Source organism: Rhizobium sp. S96 (assembly GCF_030382195.1).
Lineage (GTDB): Bacteria > Pseudomonadota > Alphaproteobacteria > Rhizobiales > Rhizobiaceae > Rhizobium.
This window is the reverse complement of sequence record NZ_JAUDRY010000014.1, coordinates 117,437-143,244: the sequence shown is the minus strand read 5'-3', so window position 1 is coordinate 143,244 and position 25,808 is coordinate 117,437. Positions and strand designations below refer to the sequence as shown.

11 protein-coding genes and 1 pseudogene are annotated in these 25,808 nt (G+C 59.1%); 7 read left to right on the top strand and 5 right to left on the bottom strand.

Translation table 11 applies throughout. From position 1 onward, the window contains the following. From QTL94_RS17565 to galE, 3 genes and pseudogenes are all read right to left on the bottom strand, one after another. Positions 1 to 104 (bottom strand): annotated as a pseudogene (locus QTL94_RS17565) (ABC transporter ATP-binding protein); the annotation flags it as partial. A gap of 39 nt (positions 105 to 143) precedes the next feature. After that, positions 144 to 1,979: a glycosyltransferase family 2 protein gene (locus tag QTL94_RS17560; RefSeq protein WP_502944147.1), complete on the bottom strand. Its 1,836-nt coding sequence runs from the start codon at positions 1,977 to 1,979 to the stop codon at positions 144 to 146. Further along, the gene (galE, locus tag QTL94_RS17555) at positions 1,976 to 2,959 is read right to left on the bottom strand and encodes a UDP-glucose 4-epimerase GalE (protein ID WP_289802686.1); all 984 of its coding nucleotides are present in this window, start codon (positions 2,957 to 2,959) and stop codon (positions 1,976 to 1,978) included. The genes QTL94_RS17560 and galE overlap by 4 nt, the downstream gene beginning before the upstream one ends. Before the next feature lie 415 nt (positions 2,960 to 3,374). On the opposite strand from galE, the gene QTL94_RS17550 reads away from it, so the two are divergent. Further along, the gene (locus QTL94_RS17550) at positions 3,375 to 4,448 is read left to right on the top strand and encodes an acyltransferase family protein (RefSeq protein WP_289802685.1); all 1,074 of its coding nucleotides are present in this window, start codon (positions 3,375 to 3,377) and stop codon (positions 4,446 to 4,448) included. Between the two features lie 32 nt (positions 4,449 to 4,480). On the opposite strand, the gene QTL94_RS17545 is transcribed toward QTL94_RS17550, so the two are convergent. Beyond that, a complete protein-coding gene (locus tag QTL94_RS17545; protein ID WP_289802684.1) occupies positions 4,481 to 5,359 on the bottom strand; it encodes a glycoside hydrolase family 26 protein in 879 nt (292 codons plus the stop codon). 416 nt (positions 5,360 to 5,775) lie between these two features. Here QTL94_RS17545 and QTL94_RS17540 point away from each other — a divergent pair, with 416 nt between their 5' ends. From QTL94_RS17540 to QTL94_RS17530, 3 genes are read left to right on the top strand one after another with little or no spacing between them, the layout of a single operon-like run. After that, entirely contained in the window at positions 5,776 to 6,810 is a 1,035-nt protein-coding gene (locus QTL94_RS17540; RefSeq protein ID WP_289802683.1) for a UDP-glucuronic acid decarboxylase family protein, read from the top strand. Positions 6,811 to 6,857: 47 nt separating this feature from the next. After that, a complete protein-coding gene (locus QTL94_RS17535; protein ID WP_289802682.1) occupies positions 6,858 to 8,312 on the top strand; it encodes a UDP-glucose dehydrogenase family protein in 1,455 nt (484 codons plus the stop codon). Beyond that, positions 8,305 to 8,814, top strand: a complete 510-nt coding sequence (locus QTL94_RS17530) for a DUF995 domain-containing protein (protein WP_065690667.1) — start codon at positions 8,305 to 8,307, stop codon at positions 8,812 to 8,814. Before QTL94_RS17535 ends, QTL94_RS17530 begins: the two co-directional genes overlap by 8 nt. Before the next feature lie 354 nt (positions 8,815 to 9,168). Here QTL94_RS17530 and QTL94_RS17525 read toward each other — a convergent pair whose 3' ends face one another. Then, entirely contained in the window at positions 9,169 to 10,644 is a 1,476-nt protein-coding gene (locus tag QTL94_RS17525; protein ID WP_289802681.1) for a sensor histidine kinase, read from the bottom strand. Positions 10,645 to 10,956: 312 nt separating this feature from the next. Here QTL94_RS17525 and QTL94_RS17520 point away from each other — a divergent pair, with 312 nt between their 5' ends. The 3 genes from QTL94_RS17520 (at position 10,957) to QTL94_RS17510 (ending at position 25,808) form a co-directional block, all read left to right on the top strand. Then, a complete protein-coding gene (locus tag QTL94_RS17520; protein WP_289802680.1) occupies positions 10,957 to 21,303 on the top strand; it encodes a peroxidase family protein in 10,347 nt (3,448 codons plus the stop codon). Positions 21,304 to 21,372: 69 nt separating this feature from the next. Next, positions 21,373 to 23,112 (top strand): type I secretion system permease/ATPase, encoded by a 1,740-nt coding sequence (locus QTL94_RS17515; RefSeq protein ID WP_065690670.1) that lies wholly within the window; start codon positions 21,373 to 21,375, stop codon positions 23,110 to 23,112. Positions 23,113 to 23,141: 29 nt separating this feature from the next. Beyond that, on the top strand, positions 23,142 to 25,808 hold the full coding sequence (locus tag QTL94_RS17510; protein WP_289802679.1) for a calcium-binding protein: 2,667 nt from the start codon (positions 23,142 to 23,144) through the stop codon (positions 25,806 to 25,808).

The following is a 25,808-nucleotide window of genomic DNA, read 5'->3' as shown; positions in this document are numbered from 1 at the left end:
TTCAGCGGGGAGGGTGGATCCCCCCGCAGGCGGATGCGCTCGCGGCCACGCGCCAGACGTGGATCAGGGATCGGTGCCGCTGAAAACAATGCCTGCGTATACGGCGGTGGTGCGACTCCATAAGCTGCGTCGGGGTGCGCAGTTCACCGCCATAGCCAAACCGAAGGACGTGCCGACGGTGCATATGTGAGTTGCTGGAGGTCCACCCCTAGATGGTGCGCAACGCTGGCTTCAATCTGAGTGCCCTTCGTGAGGGCCACCAAGCCCAGACGCCCGTGGTTGGGAATTGCGTATGCCCCGATGAAAATTGAAAGCATGATCCCAAGAATTGCTAGCCATAGCGAGGGTAGGCGCGGGAGTGACCGAACCTTGTTTTCCGTCACGTGGAAGATGAAAATCAACAGCGCCAGCAAGGAGTAGATCAAGGCATTCATGATCGCGAAGATGTAGAATCCGTGCGCCGCCTCTGTTGTCGGGAAGAACGCTGCGACGCTGGCCGATAGAAGGGCGAGTGTGACATAGGGGTATAGAACACGCGCCGGAACATGGTCAGTTTGTTTTGTGCCCTTTGGCGTTATCTTGAAATCGACTAACTTGCCCGTGACCTTGTCCTTGCAGCTCGATAGGCATCCGATCAGGGACCAGGGCCATCGGGCAAAAACGTAGAGAATGTTCTCCCAGGAGAAAACCCTCGCATCAAACGGGCGGTAGCTCATCGTCCGCCGCCAGAAGAATGAGAAGAAGATCAGCGACAGGGATATCGGCGTGAAGTGGATCAGGAAGTCGTAGTAGGTGACGATTGCATAATTGCGTCCGGCCAGGATTGCGACCAGCGGCATCGCAAACATGACGGCCATGGCGATCGAGAAAAGTGGATACCACAGCTGCGCAAACACGAACTGGAACTTCAATTTTCCAGGCAGTTGGGCGTAGTAGCGAGGAAGGTATTGCAGGAGGATCGTCGTCAGGCTCCGCGACCACTGGAACTCCTGGACCACCATATCCGCGAAGGTCTGCGGGCCATCGCCATGCGCAATGGCGTTGATCGCATGCACGCCGCGCCACCCGGCCGCATTCATGAGCAGCGTGGTGGAGTGGTCTTCCGCCAATTCCGGACCGAGGCCGCCCGCTTGCTTCAGCGCGGCGGTGCGCACTGCATAATGCGACCCGATGCATAGGGGTGCCCAGTCGTCATTATATCCGACTTGGAGAGAGCCGTGCATACTGGCTTCGGCGTATAGCCGTCCCCTGGCAGACCAGCTCGTCTGGGCGTTCGCGTCGCAGATGCTGGGCGCCGAGACATAACCTACCCGGCTGTCGGCGAAGCCCTTCATTACTTCCTCCAAATAGGTCTTCTCAGGAACATGGTCGGCATCGAACTGCAGGACGAAGTCGTAGAGTTCGTATCCATACATGTCGTAGAAGTAGGCAAGGTTTCCTTCCTTGCATCGCGTTCGTCTTGGCCATGCGGTCTGATGATATGCTTCGACATTCTTGCGGGTCGAGATCCGGACCCCGCGTGCGACGCACCAGGCTCTTGTCTCTGTAGAGGGATCTTCGTCAGCCAGCCACACATCAAAGGGATGGCCCACTTGCGCCATCATGGCGGTGAGCGTCTTGGCGACGACCTCCAGCGGCTCCGACGGCGCCTTGGTGACAACGAGGGCGATGCGGGGAGGCGGCTGCAGCCATTCGCGCTCTGCTGGAATGATCTTGGCTCGGTAGAACAGCAGCATGAAGTAGACGGGTGTTATCGTGACCCAGGCAAGAATAAAGGTCGCGAGCCCGTACATTGCCCATGACTGGATGTGGTCCGGCTGCAGCCACCACATCCAGAAATAGATGAATGACGCCCACCATATCAGGAATCCGACGATGAAGGTCGATTTCGCGGAGCCGCTGAAGAGCGGCTCCAGTGGGCGCGGTTGAACCGCGCCGGGAGACAGGTCTGTCGGTCCTTGCATTTCAATTGAGCTCATTCGGCAACCTCCAGGCCGAAGGTCGGAGCCGCGGTTTTGATGATCGTATCGATATCCGAATGCATCGGCGTGAATTTCAGCATTGCGCGGGCGTAGGAGGTGTCGGCGCAGAGTACCGGTGGGTCCCCGGCACGGCGGTTTTCTTCCTTGACGGCAATGGACCGCTTGCTGAACTTCGCGATTGCGTTGACGATCTCCCGCACCGACGTCGGCTGCCCTGAGCCCAGGTTGATCGCGGCACTTTCTCCGCCCTCCAGGAGGTAGTTCACCGCGTGTACATGCGCACGCGCGAGATCGGTCACGTGGATATAGTCTCTGATGCACGTACCATCAGGGGTTTCGTAGTCATTGCCGAAAATCTGCAGCTGCGGCAGGCGGCCGGCGGCCGCAAGAATAGCGCGGGGAATGAGATGCGTCTCCGGATCATGTCTTTCGCGCAACTCCCCGTCCGGATCGGCACCGGCGGCATTGAAGTACCGAAGTGAAACGTAGGAGAGATCGTAGGCGGCCCTGTAATCCTCAAGCATGTATTCGCCGATCAGCTTGGTAGGACCATAGGGATTGATCGGCTTTTGCGGTGTGCTCTCGGTGATCGGGCTTTGTGGGGGCATGCCATATGTGGCGCAACTGCTCGAAAAGACGATGTTGCGGACGCCCGTCTCCTTGCAGGCATCCAGCAGGGAGATCATGCCTCGAACGTTGTTGTTATAGTATTTGCTGGGATTCTCCGTCGATTCACCGACATAGGCCGAGGCGGCGAAATGGACGACACAAGCCGGCTCCCAGAGCTTGATCACACGCTTGATGTGATCCATGTCGCGCAATTCGCCCTTGATCAGCGGTCCCCATTTGACATTGGTTTCGTGACCCGTCGATAGGTTGTCGTAGACCACCGGCACGAAGCCGCTCATCTGCAATTGTTTGCAGGTATGGCTTCCGATGAAGCCGGCACCACCCGTTACCAAGACTGTATTTTTCACGAGATACACCTTCTAAATATGTTCCAGTATCGCGTCGGGATGCTCATCAATGCGCAAGTATATCCTGCGACGATGGCTGCGCGATTGTGGAGCGGGTTGATGACGCCCGGCCAGGTTATGGCCGCGCTAATCTATTGTATTTATGGTATTTTGTTGTAAATATTAGGCATTATCGGCTGCGCATTGATGCAGTTTTGCCTTGGTGTATCCCAACCCTATTAATTAAATATTCATAATTTAATATTGCAGTCAATTTGAAAAATAGATACGCTTTGAAAAAAGTACAAATATTGTTCCGTGTCCATCATGGAAGATAAGATAATATATTTAAGGGGCGGAAATCAAAGCGGCCAAGGTAGGTCATTCGGGATACTTCTAATCGCCGAGCAACCGAACATGCTGTAAGGATTTTCTAATGATTGATGCCAGCAAGAATAGTGGTGCCAATACATACGCCCAGAACGCGGACTTCATGCGTCTGGTCTTTGCAAGCTGCGTGCTGTTCTCCCATTCTTTTCTGATCGCTGAAGATACGGAGGCCAACGAGCCTTTCGTTCGCTTGCTGGGAGCTCACAATATCCTTGGGATATATGCGGTCATGGCCTTCTTGATCATGAGTGGATATTTTGTCGCTCACAGCCTTCAGCGATCCAGCGGTAGCAGCAGGTTCCTGCTGGACCGCTTTTTGCGCATTTATCCGGGTCTCCTCGTGAGCATGATCATCTGCGCTCTACTCCTTGCGCCTTTCTTTTCTCACCTCGGCATCGCTGCATATCTTCGCTCGAACGTCGGATGGAGTTTTGTTGGCCTCAACTTCTTGTTGCCCAATTCGGTGAGCTCCATCCCCTCAGTCCAGTTCTATGGCACCACCGAGTGGCTCGGCGCCATCGTCAATGGCAGCCTTTGGACCATCCCCGTTGAGATATCGTGCTATCTATTGATATTCCTGCTGTATCGCCTTCGGCTGATGAGCGCAGTGGGGATTCTGGTGCTTCTCGGTTTGACGCTAGCCTTCCAGACGCAGATCTTTGTCCACGCTGGCACCAAGTTTATTTCGGATATGGCGTTCCTGCTTCCGTCTTTCCTGTGCGGTGTCCTCGTCGCCTTCCTTTCGCGTCGATTTGAGCTCGATCCACTTTTCGCCTCGGCGCTTGCAGTGCTTTGCGTCATGATGGCGATGTATGGAAACCTGCTGTTTATCTTTCCCTTCTGCGCTGCCTATCCGATCATGTATCTCGCCACGACGAGGGCGATACGCTTGCCCGATGTCAGGCCTTTGGGCGATCTTTCCTACGGGGCCTATCTCTACGGTTGGCCTGTGCAGCAAACCGTCCGCGCACTGTGGCCTGGTGTGGCTTGGTATGAATTGTTTGCTGTTTCCTTGGCGGTGACGCTTCCGATCGCCTGGCTGTCCTGGCGCCTCATTGAGGAACCGGCGCTTCGCCTGAAGAAGAGACTAAACACGTCCTGGAGGTCCGCCAACGCATGACCGCCGAGGCGACGCGGGTTGCCAAGATCACGCTACTGCTGCGGGATGTCGGCTTCGTCCATGCGCCAGTCGGGAGAGCCATATCCGCCTGGCCAGTGATACGGCTCCTTGTCGTTGAAGTAGACGACCGCGAACAAGTTCGGGAAGTCGTTTGCATAGGTCTGCCCCTGAAACATAGCGGAAAGCCAAGCGCTCTTGTAAGCTTGGTCTCCAGCCGCGCCCGCCTCGGCGACCATCATTGGTTTTCCAAAGCCGCTCATCTTCTGGTAGGTCAGAGCCAATGTCTCGAGATATGTCCTTGCGCGGCCGGTGCGCTTGATTTCCCACCGCTGCAGCCCCCATATCGCGAAGCCAACGACGTCGACATAGTCGGAGCCAGGATAGTACGCCTCGAAATTGGAGGCGCCTCTTGGTGACCAGACATACTTTGCGGCGGGAAGGAAAACCCGGCATCGCGTCACGAAATGACGATACGCGTCGATATAGTTCTGCGGCTTTTTTCCGGCCCAAGGGTAGCGCCCTTCAGTGCCTTCCATCTCATGTGCCCAGCGAACGTAAATTCGATGCTTCGCTTTGCTTAAAGCTGTGCAGACGTTGGCGATCTGTGCATCGAACCGACCGGCGGTGATGTCGGAAAGCAGCTGCCCTGATCCGCTTCGCCAATCACTTGCCAGGGTGTAGGGCTCGACCGTCACCAGGAGATCGCGACCATTCCGATCGGCCGTGGCTATGCTTCGATCCAGAGCCGTTGTGTTGATGTCCTGCCAGTACAGGAACACGTGGGAAATCGAAAAGATCTGGTTTCTCGATATCCTGCTCCCAGGATCATAGATGCCATACTGAAACCAACTCTGAAGCGAAGCGGAGGCCTTTGTCGGCCCTGCCACTCGAAGATGATCGAAAAGAGGCATGTCACCCCCCAACAGGCAGAGAGCTAATCCGCATACCCTTGCGCTTCTAGCTGAAATCATCTTGCTCTAATCCAGCTATGCATTTTCGTGGAGATTGATGCGGTGCAGCATGGATCGAATCAGCCTTGGATGCAATGCAATAAAAAAATTAACAATATGATAATTAGTTATTGACGATTAAATCGACTTCGGTAATCTTAAGTATGTCGAGAGTATATCTTTCGATATCTGAGGTATAAATCCTCACTGTGGGTCGCCATGGCTCATTTCGCGGTATCTCTATTTGTGCTGCGATTGTATTTCTAGAACATTCTCTCCATCGCCGCTGTTTTAACGACTTCCGGATTTCTGTCGTCCGCGGGTTTCCTTGCGGAGGGAGATCCGCTGTCTCCAACAATCTAGGAGTATCGATCGCCATGAGTGGAATTAAAGCGCCAGCATCATCCGTTCGAAGCGGAAGCATCTCCCCCAAGAGAAGCCAGCAACGAAGAGTTGCCGCCGTCACTGGAGGCGCCGGTTTTCTTGGCTCGCATCTGTGCGAGGAGCTTCTCAAGCTCGACCATGAGGTCATCTGCGTCGACGATTTCTCCACCGGTCGGCTGGACAATATTCAGCACCTTGTTTCCACGCCGGGTTTCAAGCTGAAAAACCACGACGTGCGCGCGCCGTTCGATCTCAAGGTTGACGCGTTCTTCAATTTCGCGAGCCCTGCCTCGCCACCGGCTTACCAGGCCGATCCCGTCGGTACCACCAAGACCAACGTTCTCGGAACCTTGAACGGTCTGGAGATCGCCAAGAAAAACGGCGCCATTTTTGTCCAGGCGTCCACCTCTGAGGTCTATGGCGATCCTGTGATATCGCCCCAGGTCGAGACCTATTTCGGCAACGTCAATACGATCGGCCCTCGCGCCTGCTACGACGAAGGCAAGCGCTGCGCTGAATCCCTTATTTTCGACTATGCGCGCTGCTACGGCGTCACCATCAAGGTCGGTCGTATCTTCAACACCTACGGCCCTCGCATGCGGCCGGACGACGGTCGTGTTGTTTCCAATTTCATTGTCCAGGCTCTGACCAATCAGGATATTACCGTCTATGGTTCCGGGAACCAGACAAGGTCCTTCTGCTATGTCGACGATCTCATCGGCGGCTTCCTGAAACTCTATCAATCATCCATGGGCGTCACAGGTCCGATCAATATCGGCAACCCATCGGAGTTCACGGTGCTGGAGCTGGCGGAGAAGATTATAGCCCTGACCAATTCAAGCTCGCGCATCATCCATCTTCCGTCGGCGGTGGACGATCCACAACAGCGCCGTCCCGACATCAGGAAGGCCGAGCGTGAAATCGGCTGGAAGCCTTCCACCTCGGTTGATCATGGTTTGAAGCGCACGATCGCCTACTTCGAGCGAGAGCTCGGCAAGGTTTCGGATTCGGTGGCTTTGGCGGTTTGAAGCGAGTTGGGACGCATTCAAAACTCATCAGAAAAGGGGACGATGACGTGCAATCTTTCACGAAGAAAATTGTCGTACTTGGTACGGGATATGTCGGCCTAGTCAGCGGCGCTTGCATGGCCGAGTGGGGTCATCATGTTGTCTGCGTCGACATCAACGCGTCAAGGGTCGAAGGTTTGAAGCTTGGCATCGTTCCGATCTTCGAACCAGGTCTTGATGATTTGATCCTGTCGAACATGGCGGCCCAGAGGCTGGAGTTCACAACGGATCTGGCGAACGCGATCAAGGGCGCTGACGTCGCTCTGATCGCTGTCGGCACTCCCTCGGGTGGATTGGATGGGGAGGCGGACCTGCAGTATGTTTTTGCGGCCGCCAGGAACATCGCCGAAAACATGTCCGACGATCTGGTCGTCGTCACCAAGTCGACGGTGCCAGTCGGGACAGGCGATCGCATCGAGCGGATCATCCGCGAAATCAGGCCCGAGCTCAATTTCGCCGTTGCCTCCAATCCCGAGTTTCTCAGGGAAGGTTCGGCGATCTATGATTTCATGAACCCGGATCGCGTGGTGATCGGTACGGATGATGTCTGGGCCAGGGGCGTGCTGTCGGATGTCTACAAGGTCGCGGCGGACGCAGGCACGACGATCCTGACAACGGGCCGACGCAGCGCCGAGCTGATCAAATACGGCTCGAACGCGTTTCTGGCCGCCAAGATCACCTTTATCAACGAGATGGCCGACCTGTGCGAGCAGATCGGTGCCGACATCAAGCACGTCTCCGTCGGAATGGGCCTCGACAAGCGTATCGGTCCGAGCTTTCTCAGCGCAGGCCCCGGATATGGAGGGTCGTGTTTCCCGAAAGACACGATCGCGCTTCTGCGCACCGCGCAGGAATACGGTGTCCATATGCGGCTGGTCGAACAAACCATCTCGGTGAACGCCGCGCGCAAACGCACGCTCATCAACAGGCTGCGTCAGTTGGTCAACGGCAGTCTCCGCAACAAGCGGGTCGCGATCTTCGGCCTCACGTTCAAGGCAAATACCGACGACATGCGGGATTCGCCCTCGCTCTCCTTGATCCAGGCGTTGCAGAACGAGGGGGCCAAGATCAGTGCGTTCGACCCAGAAGGCATGAACAATGCTCGTCTGATGTTGAATGATATCACGTTCTCGGCGGATCCTTATCAATGTGCGGCGAAAGCCGACATCGCTGTGTTGATGACCGACTGGGACGTGCTCGTGAACCTCGATTTCGCGCGGTTGGGGACGATCATGCGCGACCGCCTCATCGTCGACCTCCGTGGCGTCTATGACGAAGATCATCTTGCCGAGGAGTTCGGATTCCATGTTCACTCGGTCGGCAAGGCGAGCCGCCAGCGAGCAGCAAAGGCAAGCACGCCTCGCAAGCGCGTCGCGATTGGCAACCTGGTGCGCGCTACGCCGCGAGCTCCAATTGTACAAATAAATCCGAAAGCTCAAATCACGGAGATGATCGATGGCTAGTAGTGTTCGCCTCATAGGCTTCGGCGTAGGCGTGGCAATGCTGATGACGGCTGCCGCAGCGCATGCAGCCACCCAGAAATCCGTGGTGCCGCCGGGTGCGGTTCCCGTTCCGCCGCGCGAGCTCAAGCAGATCTATGACAACAAGACGTGGCAGTGGCAGGTCGGCGGCGGTCGGTTCTCCGAAGCCAACCGTTCCTTCGTGGCGTGGTCGAGCACCGATGGTGTGGATACCTATGGCACAGGCCATTGGGAACTGACCAACAGCGGGAAACTCTGCATGGTTGCGACCTGGAAGACGAAAGAGACGAGCGGGAAGAACAGGACGTGCTTCAGGCATCTGAAGGTTGGAGATACCATCTACCAGAAGCGCGAACCAAAGGGGAAATGGTACGTCTTCAAGAGCGGTAACCCCTGGAGCAAGGACGAGTATTCCAAGCTCATCGACGAGGATACTGTTTCGGTCCAGGCCTTGCGCATTCAAACCAGGATCGCAGCAAAATAGGATTGACCTCGGTGATCGGTGGAGCGCTCGAAGTCGAGCGCATCCCGTGCTTCGGAGGGTGCGGATGCCCATCACCCCTGGGATCAATCATCCAGACTGCGAGAGCCGGCGGTCAAACCTCTGGACTGACCTGGAGCGGCGGCACGATAGCGTTGTCGCTCCGGGTTACAGCTGTTTCAGCCTGCACGATCATTGTGCGGGTATGCATGCTATTCTTTCCAGTTCCTGTGTATCGCGCGTGCTAACCTGCTTCGCTAGGGTGGATCGAGAGCTCGCCAGCGAGGTGGAAAGGCGTTCCGGCATCAGTGTTGGGGTTGGCAGCGGGGCGGGGATAGGTCGGCAAAGTCCGCTACGCTAAGCCGCAATTTGTTCATCCAATGATAGCACAACCGTGACAAGTGTACCATTGTCGCGCGCGATGGTGCGTATCTTGCCGCCGAAGGCGCGGATGCGGCGTTTTTGCATCAGCTTTCCCAGCCGGATCCTGTCTTCGGCAGCTGGATTCGCCAACTTGGGTGGCGTGCCGATGTCAGCGACTGCGATCACCAATCGATTTTGCCGCATTCGGAATCTTAACTGCTGCAGGTTTCCAGGGGCATGCCTTTGCGCATTCATCAAAGCTTCCTGGATAAAGCGGTAGACGCAGATATTGAGATGTCCGTGAACGCTATCGGTCGGGATCTCTCCCTTGACGTCGACCACATGTCCGGTGAGGTCGGTGAAGCGCCGGACCGCGAGATGGATGGTCTCTTTCACGGAAAGATTGTCGAGTTCCGGCAGAACAAGGCCAGAAGAGATGTTTCTGATCTCATCGAGCGTCATGGTGATCAATTGCAGGAGCTTGCCCAGGCTTTCGACCGCGACATTCACGTGGTTGGTTCGTGCCTCTTGAGGGGGAGCGCCGAGGTCGCTCAAGCGAAGCTTGACGAGGGTCAGAACCTGTATGGGGCCGTCGTGCAGATCACTGCCGATCTGGTCTAGAATTTTCTCGTTCAGCTTGCCGGCTTCCAGTCGGGCGCGCTCGGCCTCAAGCCGCAAACGTCTGTTCTGGTTCGATAGGCCCAACGCATGGCGCAGGCTCGCTCGCGCGGCAGCGCGCTGTTGATCGATGATGAGACGGCCACTGCGCACGATCATGTAAAGAAGTGCGAGCATCGGGGCGGAGACCAAAAGAACGATGGCGAACGTCGCCCGCCAGGCGCCACCAATCTCCGCAAGCAGATAGTCTGGCCGTTCGTAGAATTCGCCGACAAGTACCGTTGCGCCGGATGCATCGCGCACCAATGGAGCGTAGACCTCGATATACTCGGCTGCCTGCTCCTCGTCGGAATACTTGTGTTTGTCGACCATTGTCCGTGAGACGACAACCTCACCGGCCAGTGCGCGCTTCAATTCCGGGAAAGCGTCTTCATGGTCAAGTTCCTGGCCCGAGGTGGAATAGAACAGGCTGCCGTCCGGGTTCCATATCTTGATCTCGCGAACGTGCTGGCCAAGCGGGCTATCGCCCAGGAGGCCATCGAGTTTCTGCTTCACTTCGGGAGAGAGCGCCTTTGCCTGAATATCCGTATCCGAGATCATCGGTTCGACGAAGGTTTGCAGGTAAGCGGCGCCGACGCCGCCAGCCCCTTTCATGATCGCCTTTTCGATCCTGTGCGTTGTCCACAACCCGAGAACGAACATAAGCACCAGCACGATCAGCGATGCGATGACGATGAACTGGACCTCAAGACGGGACCGTCGGAATAGAACGGCCGCTCGCTCCCAAGGGCTTCGGGGCCCTCCCACGACATCTCCATCCGAATGCAGTGTTTCCATGTCCCCGGTTGTCATGCTTCCCCCCGAGTCACGACATTCCTGATTTATATCAGTATTTCGCAATATTGCATCTGCCAACAGCAAACTTGTGCGCCGCCGCCACTCCTTCGGCGCGTTTCGCGATCCCCAGTGCCGATGCGACTTTAGTCTGATGGATATACTGACTTTCGTTCCGCACGGCCTACACCAACGTCTCGAAAATCACGCGACCTTGTTCTCTGTGTGGGCGCTCAGGCCGAAGATATAAAAGTAACGACATAATTTAAGCTTGCGGAACGAATGTAACAACTGTTCCGCAGGGTCGTTTTGCTTCGGAGGGAGAGAGCAATGGCCGCGTTTACATTGAACCTGCAGGACATGATTTTCATTCTGCGTCAGATCAAGGTCGCCGAAGCACACGCGGCGGGCACAGCGCTGACCCAAATCTACGTTGATGCCGAAGGTAACGTGGTGGACCCAAGCACGCCTGGCGCCCTGTTGGCCATTCCTGACCCTCACGTTCCCGTCGGTTTGAGAACCGTCGATGGAACCTATAACAATATCGTCCCAGGACGCGAGATCTGGGGCTCGGCCGACCAGCCGATGCCAAGATTGCTCGACGGAAGCTTTGTCAATGATCAGGACGGAGACACCTTCGACCCCGATGGCCCTGGGCCTGCGGCGCCCGTAACCAACACGGACTACGGTGCCCCCGGAAGCGTCGCCGACGCCGACCCGCGGTTGATTTCCAACCTTGTGGTCGACATGAGCCTGAACAACCCGGCGGCAATTCTTGCCGCTCTGAAGTTTGCTGGCTCCGAGGATCCACACGGGGACCTCGAACGCCTGATGGCGGGACGCGTAACCGCTGCGCAGGCAGCGGCAGCGCTCGCCGAGGCGCAAACAGCTGTTCAATCGGCCGAAAGCGAGTTGGACCAGGCTGTCGCGGCCTACACTGCTGCGCCCAGCTCGGCGACCATCGATGCAATTCAGGATGCCGCAGCCGCGCTCAGCGACGCCGAAGCAACGCTTGTGCATGCCGAGCTGGTGGCCGCCGATCCCGCCGCAGCGTTCACCGCGCTTGCGCAGGAACTTGGTCTGACAATCAACGCACAGGGTTCGTTGGTCATCCCGAACGTCGCGCCGGATGAAGGACTGTCCAAGCCGTTCAATGCCTGGATGACGTTCTTCGGCCAGTTCTTCGATCACGGCCTCGATCTGATTACCAAGGGAAGCAACGGCACCGTCTACATACCGCTGCAGGCAGATGATCCACTTTACGACAAGGGCGCCGATGGCATTGCCGGCACGCCGGACGACGGCCACACGAACTTCATGGTGCTGACGCGTGCGACACCGGATGCCAATGGCGAGCATACCAATACGACAACGCCATTCGTTGATCAGAACCAGACGTATACATCGCATCCGTCACATCAGGTGTTCCTGCGCGAATACAAGTTCTCCGTGGATACTGCCGATCCGGACAGCGTTCCCGACTCGCGCCCGGTTGCCACGGGAAAGCTGCTCGACGGCTCGGATAACGGCCTGCCGACGTGGAGGGATATCAAGGCACAGGCGCGCGATTTCCTCGGTATCGAGTTGACCGATCGTGACGTTGTCAATCTTCCCCTGTTGCGGACCGATCTCTACGGGGAGTTCATTCGCGGTGCGAACGGATTGCCATTGCTGGTGCTCGGCATCGGCGCGGACGGCATTCCCAACACGGCGGACGACGTCGTCGTGGAAGGCAACCTCGCAAATCCTGTGAATACATTTACAGTCACGAACGGCACCTTGACCGGCGCCGTGCGCACCGGACACGCCTTCCTTGACGATATCGCCCACAACGCGGTGCCGACGGGTGTTTTCGATCCGGATGGGCCTGCCGGCCCTCTCGGCGACACACCGATTGCTCCGGACAGCGACGACGTTGCCGGCAACGACATCGCCTTGGACTACCGAGGGCGCAAGGTTGCCTATGACGACGAGCTTCTCGACGCCCATTTCATCACCGGCGATGGGCGCGGCAACGAGAATATCGGCCTGACGGCCGTCCACCATATCTTCCATTCCGAGCACAATCGCCAGGTCGACTCTCAAAGGTTGACCATCCTGCAAAGCGGCGACATCGACTTCATCAACGAATGGCTGATCGGCGATATCGCCGCGCTGGATCCGGCGTTCGCAACAATGAGCGCTGTCCAGAGGCTGGCCTATGCGGATACGCTCGACTGGGATGGCGAACGCCTGTTCCAGGCGGGCCGCTTTGCCACGGAAATGCAGTACCAGCATTTGGTCTTCGAGGAGTTTGCCCGCAAGATACAGCCGGCGATCGATCCCTTCGTCTTCAACAACATCACCGATATCAATCCGGCGATCTTCTCCGAATTCGCCAATACCGTTTATCGCTTCGGTCACTCGATGCTGACGGAGAGCATGCCGAGAATCCATCTCAACGCCGACGGCAGCATCACAACGGACGATATGGGGCTGATCACCGCCTTCCTGAACCCGCTCTCCTTCAACAACGACGGTACAACTCCCACCGTAGACGATCCCAATACGCCTCAGAACGAGGCGCACGACCCGTTCATCACCGCCGATCAGGCGGCCGGCGCCATCGTGCGCGGCATGACGATCGAGCGGGGCAACGAGATCGACGAGTTCATAACCGGCGCCCTGCGCAACAATCTGCTCGGCCTGCCGCTTGATCTTGCGTCCATCAACATTGCGCGCGGCCGTGATACCGGCATCCCTTCACTGAACGATGCCCGCACGCAGCTTTTCGGGGCAACCGGCTCAAGCTTCCTGACGCCATACGACAGCTGGACCGATTTCGCTGCCAACCTGAAGAATCCGATTTCGGTTGTGAATTTCATCGCCGCCTATGGCACGCACACGTCGATCACCGCGCAAGCGACTGTTGCCGGCAAACGCGATGCCGCCTGGGCGCTGGTATTCGGGGAAGCATCGGGATCGGTGACCACGATCCCCACGGATCGGCTGAGCTTCCTGAACAGCACTGGCAGCTGGAATGCGGCCAACAGCGGTCTCAATACAATCGATCTCTGGATCGGCGGCCTTGCCGAAAAGCAGATGGAATTCGGCGGCTTCCTGGGTTCCACCTTCAATGCGATCTTCGAAGCACAGCTCGAAGCGCTGCAGGACGGCGACCGGCTCTACTACCTGACCCGCACCCAGGGCCAGAATTTCCTCCATATGCTGGAGCAGAACTCCTTCGCCAAGATGATCATGGCGAATACCGACATAGCTCAGCCCGGAGCGGACGGCATTCGCGGTACCGCCGACGATGTGATCAGCCGGCATATCGGCGTGGACGCCTTCGCAGCCTACGACTTCGTCCTCGAGGTCAATCCAGCCAACCAGGTGGATTACAACGGGGCGGATGTAAATGGCGTTGACCCCATCGGCACGGATGCGGCGCTTGAGGCAATGGGGCTCGGCAAGGTAGTTCGCGACAACCCTGGCACTGTTGGCGCCGATCCCAATTATATTCGCTTCACAGGCGGCGAGCACGTTGTCGTCGGCGGCACGACCGGCAATGACACGATCATCACCGATTTCGGCGATGACGGCATCTGGGGCGATGACGGCAATGATCGCATTGAATCGGGTGCCGGCGTCGATCTCGTGAACGGCGGCGGCGGCGACGATATCATCACCGACAGCGGCGATAGCGGCGACTTCCTCAAGGGCGATGAAGGCAATGACGTCATCGCCAATTCCAACGGTATCGACATCCTGATGGGTGGTACCGGCAAGGACGTCATTTTCGTTGGTGTCGATGACACCGAGGTGTTTGGTGGCGAGGGTGACGACTTCATCGCCGGCGGCGATGGCGTCGACCTTTTGATGGGCAACGAAGGCGACGACTGGATTGAGGCCGGTGGCGGCTTCGATACGACAGCCGGCGACAATTCCGAGCTGTTCTTCAATTCGACGATCATCGGCCATGATGTGATGTTCGCCGGAAACGAAGAGCATGACTTCGACGCGGAATCCGGCGACGACATCATGGTGCAGGGCGAAAGCGTCATGCGCAACGAAGGCATGTTCGGTTTCGACTGGGCGATCTTCAAGGGCATGGCACTCAATGGCTATGCCGACATGAACATCCCGATCTTCACGACGGAGCAGGCAGACATCCTGCGCAATCGCTTCGACAAGGTGGAAGCACTGTCGGGTTGGAACCACAACGATACGCTGATCGGCGATAGCCGGGTGTTCGGCGACATCGCACCCGGCGCGACGGTTGGCACGACCGAAGGGGTATTCTTCAACGACGGTCTGGACCAGGCAGGCATCGATCGTATCCGGAATCTGTCTCAGATCGTTCAGGTCGGGCCAACTGGCTTCTTCGAAAGCGGCAACATCCTGCTGGGTGGTGCGGGCAGCGACAACCTTCGGGGCAATGGCGGGGATGATATTCTCGACGGCGACCGGTGGCTGAACGTCCGGATCGGGATCCATCAGAATGCCGATGGCACCGGCCCCGAAATCGCCACCGTCGACAGCATGCGGCACGTGTTCGCGGACGACTTCGCAATCACCGCCTGGCGGGGCAAGTCGCTGTTCGAACTCCTCGTCGACCGAGCGATCGTGCCGACCCAGATGCAGATCGTGCGCGAAATCCTTACCGATGGTGCGAGCGCAGCCGACCAGGACGTTGCCTACTACAATGACGTCTTCGCCAACTACACGATTACCCGCACCGGCACCGGCCAGGCGATGGTCACGACGATCTCGCATGTCACCGTGTCCAACGTTGTCGATCCATTGACCGGCGGAAATCTGGTCTCTGATGGCGTCGATACGCTGCGGAACGTCGAGTGGGCACAATTCGCCGATGGCACGCGGGTTCGCTTGACCAATTCGCCAGCGACCGGGGCGCCGACGATCACCGGGGTCGATGATGACCTGACCGTCAATACGGCTGGAATCCAGGACGAAAACGGCAAGCCCACCAACGGCTTCAGCTATCAGTGGCAGAGTTCCGCCGCACCCGGCAACGGACCTTGGGCGAACGTTGGAGGAGCAACAGCTGCGACGATCAACAACGTCGTCGCAGGGACGTTCTATAGGGTCATCGTCAGCTACACCGACAACGATGGCTTCGCTGAAACCGTCGTCTCCGAGATGACGGCTCGTGTCGGGACCAATAACAGTGACGGCACCGTTGCCGCGCCGTTTACCGGCAGCGCTGCCCCCAATCTCCTCAATGGCCGAAACGGAGATGACGTGCTGAGCGGTCTAGAGGGCGACGACGTCATCAACGGCGGGGCTGGCAACGATACCTTGAATGGCGGTCTTGGCAACGACGTTATGAACGGCGGCGCAGGGACCGATACGGTCACCTACGCCGGAGCAATCGGCTCGGTCACTATCAACCTGGCGACAGGTGCTGCAACCGGGGCAGATGGCAACGACACCATTACCGCAGTGGAAAATGTCACCGGTAGTAACTTCGACGACACGATTACCGGCAACGCAAACAATAACACGCTGTCCGGCGGCCTTGGCAGCGACACCTACCGCTTCGAACTTGTCGCCGGGGATGACACGATCGCCGAAACGGCCGGCGCGGCCGATCGCATCATCATCGCCACCGGAGGCGCTGCTCTGACGTCCCTGTCGGTGTCCGACAGCGATACGGGAACACAGAACGGAAACCTGGTTATCGATTTCAATGGCCAGCAGGTCACGGCAATCGATCATTTCGACAACACCAACGAAGGCATCGAACTGATCAATTTCAACGGTGGCTCCTTTGCTGGTTATCAGCTGGGTGCTGGTGACTACGCCATCAGCACTGCTGATCCCGCCAATAGCGGTACCCCAACCGCAAGGACGGTTACCGTCACGACCGGCAACAATCTGATCGCCGGCGAAACGGGTGCCGACCGATTTACCGGTGGTACTGGTCGCGATTTGCTGTTCGGCAACGCAGGCAACGACATCCTCAGCGGTGGCGGCGACGATGACCTGATCGTTGGTGGCGAAGGCAACGACACGATCGACGGCGGAGCAGGAAACGATACGATCGTCTACGACATCGATGAAGGCGCCGGCGGCAGCGATGTGATCGCTGGCGGTGCGGACACCGACACATTGGCGATCATCGACAGTGGTGGCACCGACGCCGAGACGTTGAGCGTGGCCTATAACGGTACGTCGATCACGCAGATCGAGGGTGGCGGCTCGATCGCCGGTATCGAGCGCATAACCGCCGATCTTGGCGTCGGGACGGATACGCTGGCTTATACGACAACGGCCGCTGTCAATGTGGATCTCTCGGCCGGTACGGCGAGCGGGTTCACATCGATCTCAGGCATCGAGAACGTCACGGGCGGAAGCGGCAACGACGTCTTCACCGGTGACGTGAACAACAACACCTTCACGGGTGGTACCGGTACCGACCGCGTGGTGTTCACCGGTTCGGCCGCGGCGCACAGCTTTGCGCTTGCCGGGGCGAACCTGGTGGTCTCGGGCGCAGGTGGCTCGGATACTCTGTCCAGCATTGAACAGCTGCAGTTCGGCGCAACGGTCTATTCCACCGCGGCCGGCAACCTTGTGCAGGGTACGGATGGAAGCAACGCGGCCATCAATGGTGGCGCCAATGCCGAGCTCATCCTGGGTTTCGACGGCAATGACACGATCAATGCCAATGCCGGAAACGACATCATTCAAGGTGGGGAAGGCACGGATACGATCAATGCTGGCGACGGCGACGACACCGTCGTCTGGAACGTCGGCGAAGGCCGGGATATCGTCAACGGCGGCGCGAACACTGCCGTCGGCGACACGATGGTGATCAATGGCGATGCCAGTGGCGAGACCTTCCGGGTGATGACCCGGGCGGCCTGGGATGCAATCGGCGGCAACAACGGCGCACAGCTGGCCGCAGCCACCCAGATCGTCATCACCCGCAACGGCACCAACTTCAATTCGATCGTGGCAGAGCTGTCTGGCATCGAGGAAATTGTCATCAATACTGGTGACGGCAATGATACGATCATAACGAGCGGCGATTTTTCACCGACATCTCTCTTCACCAACACGATCACGGTGAATGGCGAACAAGGCGACGATACCGTCGATATCTCTGCACTGCAGTCGGCGCATCGAATTCTTTTCCGCTCCAACGGCGGTCACGACACGATAGTCGGCAACCTGCGGCCGCAGGATGTGGTGGAGCTGGCACCAGGAAGCGATCTTTCCGCCTATGCGATGACCACCAATGCCAATGGAACGAAGACGTTCTCGAACGGCACGCATTCGGTCACCTTCACTGGTGCCGTGCCTCCGCAGTTCCAGAACGCGCCGACAACGCCGGGTAATGACGACGGGGTCACCGGCAACTTCGCATACACGGCCGCCGACCTTGCCGGGCTGAAGAACCTGATAAACGGTCAGCCCGCCTTCCCCGGCGATGACGACACCGAAGGTTTCGGCGGCGTACGAGCCCTGTCGGGACACGGCAACAACGAAGACAACCCGAACTGGGGTTCTGCCGATACGCCGTTTATCCGCATCACCAACGCGCATTTCGGCGAATATGACCCTGTAACCGGAAACAACGCCATCAACCCGATCTTCGATGGCCTGGATCCGCGCAACATCAGCAATATCCTCGGTGCACAGGAAGCCGATCTGCCGAAGAATGCCAGCAATGCCAACATCTTCTTCATGGCATTTGGCCAGTATTTCGACCATGGCCTCGACTTCCTGTCGAAGGGTGGTAACGGCACGGTGCAGATCGGTGCTCCGGGCAACGGATCCCCGGGTTCCGGCAATCCCGCCGACCTCACGCGTGGTACCGTCTATGCGATCGACGAGAACGGCGTCACGCAGCATATCAACAAGACATCGCCGTTCGTCGACCAGAACCAGGCTTACGGCTCGCATGAGCTGGTTGGCCAGTTCCTGCGCGAAAGCGACGGTAACCAGGGTGTCGGTTCGCATCTGTTCCAGGGGGCGGTCGATCCATCCAATCCGGAATTCCGTCTCTTGCCGACGCTACGCGAGCTGATCCAGCACCACTGGCAGGCCAATACTATCTTCCACGATCCGTCTCTGCCTGGCGGCCAGATCAGTTTCCGGGACTACTACAGCCACTATCCGATCTCGGAGACAGCCACTGGCAACCTCTTCGACGAGGTCACGGGTGCCTTCGATCCTGACGTCCTGAAGGGGGCGGCGGCGAATTTCATGGGCAGCGGCCACGCCTTGCTGCTGGATACCAATCCCTTCGTCAGCCTGCTCGATCACTATGTGGTCGGCGACGGACGCGGCAATGAAAACTTCGCCTTGACCGCGATGCACACCATCTGGGCTCGCAACCACAACTACCACGTCAACTTGCTCGAGGAGTCTGGCTTCCAGGGAACGGCCGAAGAACTGTTCCAGGCCGCCAAGATGGTCAACGAGGCCGAATACCAACGCGTCGTGTTCACGGAGTTCGCCGACATGCTGATCGGCGGCATACGCGGCGACGGCGACCATGGCTTCGAGGAATACAATCCCGATGCCTCGGCTTCGATCTCGCACGAGTTCGCCGCTGCCGTCTACCGCGTTGGCCATTCCCTGATCGGCCAGACGATGACCGTGCTTGGACCGGACGGGCAACCAAAGCAGGTCGCTTTGTTCGATGCATTCCTCAACCCAAGCAACGACGCCGACGTATTCGCGGCGCCGTTGCCTCCCGGATACGTGCCGCAGCCGGGCTACGAACAGCTGGGGGTCAATTCGATCCTCGGAGGTATCGTCACCCAGCAGGCGGAAGACGTGGACTTCAACATCGTTGATGCCGTTCGCAACGATCTCGTTCGCATCAATGCAGACCTGTTCTCCTTCAACGTTGCTCGTGCATGGGATGTCGGGTTGGGAACACTCAATCAGGTCCGCATGGATCTTGCAGCATCGCAGGATCCCTATATCAGGGAAGCGATCGGGTACGCCGGCAACCTGGCTGCCTATACGTCCTGGGAAGACTTCCAGACCCGCAACAATCTGTCGAACACTGTCATTGCGCAGTTCCGCCAGGCCTATCCCGATCTGGTTCTTCAGCAGGGTGATATCGCCAGCTTCCAGGCGATCAATCCCGATATCGCGGTCGCCATCCAGGCGAATGGCACGGGCATCGTGAAAGGTATCGACCGTGTCGATCTCTGGGTCGGTGGTCTTGCCGAGCAGCACATCAACAATGGCATGGTCGGCCAGACCTTCTGGGTTGTCCTGCACGAGCAATTCGATCGTCTGCAGGAGGCGGACCGGTTCTACTACCTCAACCGCTTCGATAACTTCGACTTCTACGAAGAGTTCATCGACGGACAGGCCTTCGCGGACATCGTTGCCCGCAATACCGGCCTGACCAACCTTTCGGAGCACATCTTCGAAACCGAGCCGCTGGATGATGAAGACGAAGATGACGGCGACGACCAGCATAATGACGACGAAGAAGAAGACGACGGCCCGACAGGCCCGGTCGACGACGACGATGATGATGAAGACGACGACGGTCCGTCTGGCGGTGACGATGACGAAGACGACGACCCAACCGGACCGGTGGACGACGACGATGACGACCTCCCGTCTGGTGGTGGCGATGATGATGACGATGATGACGACGACAGCCAGTCTGGCGGTGATGACGACGACGATGATGATGACCTGCCGTCCGGTGGCAGCGGTGATGATGACGACGATGAGGACGACGACGGCCCGTCTGGTGGCGATGACGACGATGACGTTCCCGATGACGGTGTTGCACCGTTGCCGGTTGCTGCCAGGACGCTGATCGGGACGGTTGCTGCGGACGTCCTGATCGGGGCCGCGGCTGGCGACACCATCCTCGCCGGAGCCGGTGGCGACATCCTTGTCGGGGATGGCGGCAACGACATCCTGCGTGGCGAGGACGGCGACGACGTGGTGACCGCCGGTGACGGTGACGACAGCGTCAGCGGCGGCAATGGCGACGACGAGCTGCATGGCGGTAGTGGCGACGACATGCTGTTCGGCAATGCGGGCAAGGATGCAATCCACGGTGAAGCCGGTCACGACTTCATCGAGGGCGGGACTGGCGACGACCAGGTCTGGGCGGGAGCGGGCAACGATACCGTGATTGCCTCGACCGGTGATGGCGACGATCAGTACTGGGGTGGCGACGGTGCCGACACGCTCGACTATTCGATAGCCACCGGCAACCTGACGGTCGATCTCGGCAATGGCTTCATGCAGCGCGGCCAGGTGTCGGGTGGGTCGACAGGGACGGATATCGTCTACGGCTTCGAGAATGTGGTGACCGGCTCCGGCCACGACACGATCACGGCGACGGTGGAAGCCAACATCATGGACGGCGGGCTCGGCAACGACACCTTCCGCTTCCTGTCGGCGGCGGCGGCCAATGGCGATACGATCCACGGCTTCCAGCCCGGCGACAAGATCGACTTCAGCTCGATCGATGCCAATACGTCAACCGCGGGCGTGCAGCACTTCACTCTGGGAAGCTCACTGACGGCTGCCGGGCAGATCGCTGTCACCCACGAGGTGCTGAACGGCACCGAATTCACGGTGATCCACGGCAATATCGACGCCGACACCGATGCCGACTTCGTGCTGATGCTGAAGGGCAACCTCAACCTGACGACGAGCGACTTCAACGGCGTCTCGTAACACGGTTGCGACAGTCTTCCCGGCCGGGCGAACCGGCCGGGACGGTGGTTCAAAGCAGAGGGGCATGCCATGACCAAGAAGAAGATCGAGCCGCAATACAAGATCGAAGGACTGCGCGGCATCCTTATCTACCTCTTCGGACTTTCGGGTATCATCAATATCCTGGCGCTGACCGGCGCTTTCTACATGCTGCAGATCTACGACCGGGCACTGACCAGCGGCTCGATCTCGACGCTGGTGGCGCTGTCGGTGCTGGCGATCAGCCTGTATCTGTTCCAGGGCGTCTTCGACATCATCCGCTCGCAGATCCTCATCCGGCTCGGGGCGCGCCTGGATGCGGAACTCGCGCCGATCGCCCACAAGGTGGTGATCGAGATGCCGCGTTTCGGCTACTCGACGTCAGAAGCGATGGAGCGCGGCCGTGATGTCGATACGCTGCGCGGCTTTCTTTCCAGCCAGGGGCCGGTGGCGCTGTTCGACCTGCCCTGGATGCCGATCTATCTGGTGTTCGTCTGGCTGTTGCATCCGATGCTGGGGATGTTGACCGTCGGTGGCGCGGTGGTGCTCACCTTGCTGACGATCGCCGCCGAACTGCTGACGCGGCGCCACTCCCAATCCATGCTGAAGGCGACGGTTGCCCGTAACTCGGTGGCCGATTCCAACGCCCGCAACAGCGACATCATGCACGCCATGGGCATCACCGGCCGGGCGGTCGACCGCTTCGAGCGGGCCAACCGGCGTCACCTCGATTGCCAGACGAGGACATCTGACATCGGCGGTACGTTGTCTGGTCTGTCGAAGGTGTTGCGTATGATGCTGCAATCGGCAATCCTCGGCCTCGGCGCCTATCTCGCCATCCGCGGCGACCTGTCGTCCGGCTCGATCATCGCGTCATCGATCGTCACCGCGCGAGCGCTTGCACCGGTCGATTTGGCTATCGCCCAGTGGAAGGGCGTGGTCAGCGCCAGACGCAGTCATCATCGTCTCACTGAGACGCTTGCTGTGCTGAACGACAAGAGCGGCCATGTCGAGCTGCCGGCCCCGCATGACAGTCTGACGGTCGATGCCATCACTACCGTTGCGCCGACCAGCGGCGCGGTGCTTCTGAGCGACGTCAGCTTCACGCTGAAGGCCGGCCAGGCGCTCGGGCTGATCGGCCCCTCGGGCGGCGGCAAGACGACACTGGCGCGCTCGATCCTCGGTATCTGGCCGGTGCTGCGTGGCTCCGTCAGGGTGGACGGGGCCGATCTCAGCCAGTGGAACGAGGCCTTCTTCAGCGAAAATGTCGGTTATCTGCCGCAGGATGTGGCGCTGATGGAAGGCACGATCGCCGAGAATATTTCGCGCTTTGCCGAGACGGCGGATGCCCGCAAGATCATCCGTGCTGCCAAAGCCGCAGACATTCACGAGTTGATCGTGCATCTGCGCGACGGCTACCAGACCGAGCTCGGCCCGCACGGGACAGCGCTGTCGGCCGGGCAGCGCCAGCGTATCGGACTGGCACGTGCCTTGTACGGCGACCCCTTCCTGGTGGTGCTCGACGAGCCGAACTCCAATCTCGATGCCGAGGGTGAGGAGGCGCTGAGCAAGGCGATCGCCAAGGTACGCGAGCGCGGCGGTATCGTTGTCATCGTCGCCCATCGGCCGAGCGCTCTTGCCGCCGTCGACATGGTGGGCCTCGTCCAGAACGGGCGGCTTGCGGCCTTCGGGCCGAAGGACGACATCATCCAGCCCACCAAGGTTCGCCCGCTGGTCGTGGAAAAGAAGGCTGCAGCCGGCCGTAGCGCGAAGCCGCTTGCCGCTGAATAGGCGACAAGCCAGAGAGCAAGGAGTTCGTTATGGGCGACAAGTTGATCCTGGGATTACCGGACGATGGTCAGGCCAGCGTGGCACCGGCCAACCGCTTCCGTCTCGCAGAGGACGATGACCTCTGCAACAGCAACGGCAAGGGCCCATCCAGGGGCGCTGATCGCCGGCTCTATTCGCTGCCGCTACTGTTCGGGACGCTTGGCGTCATACTCGGCAGCAGCGAGCAGGAAGACGCGGCCCCGGCGACGCCACCACGCAACACAAGTGATGCGGGGCCGCGGATCGCAGGCACAAATGGCAACCTTGCAGCCATCGAGGATGTCGCCGCGTTTCTGCGCGAGATGACCGATGAACTGATGGCGAGTACAGCAAACTTCGCTCGCGGGCGCCACGTTGCCTCCGTACGACTCAGCTTCGAGGACACGCCGCTTGCTCGCTCGCCCAACCTCGCCGACACCGTGCTTCGATCTTACAATGCCAACGATAACGAAGGCCGTATCAATATCAGCGGCGAGAGCTTCCGCTTTCCTCCGTCTGCTGTTGTGCGCTCGGGGCGCCAGCCGATCGGGCAGTCGGGCAGCGGCGGTGGCCACCAGCCTGATGACGATGACGACGAGGATCGCGATGACCACGAGGAACGTGCAAATCGTTTGCCGGTCTCGCTCGGGCGCAACATCCTTGCCAGCGGCATGGTTAATTTGTCGACGCTGATTTTTCTCGACGACCTGCTCGCCAAGACCAATGATCCCGATGGCGACAAGCTCGATGTGCGCAACCTGGTCGTCTCGAGCGGAACAATCACGGCCTACGGTGACGGCATCTGGCTCTATACGCCAGAGCGCGGCTTTGGCGGCAATGTCACCTTCACCTACCAGGTCTCCGATGGGAAGGGCAACATTGTCACGCAATCCGTGATGTCGCTCCTGAAGGCGCCACCACATGAGGTCGAAGGCAGCGAGGCGGATGACCGGTTGCTTGGCACGCCCGGAGACGATCTGGTCACCGCCAAGGGCGGCGACGACTTCGTGTACGGTCGCGAGGGCCGCGACATCATCTTTGCCGGCGATGGCGACGACACCGTCTTTGGTGGTGATGGCGACGACCTGATCCACGGGGAAGCCGGTAACGATCGACTGTTCGGTGGCGGCGGCAACGACGTCCTCTTCGGTGGCGCCGGCAATGACCACCTTCATGGCGAGGACGGCAATGACAGCCTGATGGGCGAGGCAGGTGATGACCGCCTTTATGGCGGCGCCGGCAATGATCGCCTCTTCGGCGAAGCGGGCAACGATACTCTGCTCGGAGAAGCGGGCGACGATCTGCTCGATGGCGGCGATGGCGACGACGATCTCGCCGGTGGCGCCGGCAAGGATGTGGCACTTGGCGGAACCGGGGATGACCGCTTCCGTGCCGGTCTGGTCGAGGAGGATACGCGACAGACGGCGATCGCGACCGGGACGGTGCTCGGCGACGGCGACGACACCTATGTCGGCGGTGAAGGCGACGATACCTACGATGCCAGCGCTGCCGCAGGCGGCGTGGTGGTCGACCTTGCGGCTGGGACAGCAACCGGTTCCGCGATCGGCACAGACAGCCTCGCGGAAATTGAAAACGTCGAGGGCAGCGCCTTTGACGATACAATTGTCGGAGACGACGGAGACAATACACTGGAGGGGGGAGCCGGCAACGATCGATTGAGCGGGGCGGGTGGCCACGACACAGTCCGGGGCAACGACGGCGATGATACGGTCATCGTTACAGTGATCGGCAACGCCGACGTCGATGATGGCAACGACATCTATGACGGCGGTGAAGGGTACGACACGCTCGACCTGTCGGCACTCGTGAAGGCGGTCATTGCGGATATCGAGGCCGGCTATACGGAGAGCGAGGAGATCGGCCGCGATACCATCCTCGGCTTCGAGACGATCCACGGCGGTCGCGGCGACGATCGCTTCTCCGGCGGCAGCGGCGACGACATCCTCTATGGCGGGGCTGGCGACGACCGGCTCGATGGACGCAGCGGCGACGACCATCTGGTTGGCGGCGACGGCAACGACCGCCTCTACGGCAGCACTGGTAACGATGTCTTCCTCGTCATCGCCCACATGGACGGCGACACCGACGGGAATGACGAGATCGACGGCGGCAGCGGCAACGACGTCTATGATGCGTCGGCCACCATCGCAGGGGTCGTGATCGACCTCGAACTCGGCACCGCCTCCAGTTCGGAAATCGGCAACGATGTTCTGAAAAGCGTCGAGAATGCGATTGGCGGTAGGGGCGACGATGTGCTCGTGGCGTCGATCTCCGTCAACGTTCTGACCGGCAACGACGGTGATGATGTCTTCGTCTTCCACTCCGTTGCCGCGGCACGCAACGACGGCAACGGATGGGACGAGATCACGGATTTTCAGGTTGGGGATCGCCTCGATCTGTCCGCCTTTGCGGGCCAAGCGGGTACGCTGATGTTCGCGGGCCTGGAGCTCGATGGAGCGTCGCCGCAGATCGGCCGCGTAAGCTTCTTCTACGAAGCATTGGGCGACGACACGCGGACCGTCGTGCGCACCATCGTCGATCTCGACCATGACGACGACATCCAGATCCTGCTGCGCGGTCATCACGAACTGACCCAACAGGACTTCATTCTCGCCGCACTGGATGGTGGCACCCAAGATGCCGTTAACCAAGCCTGA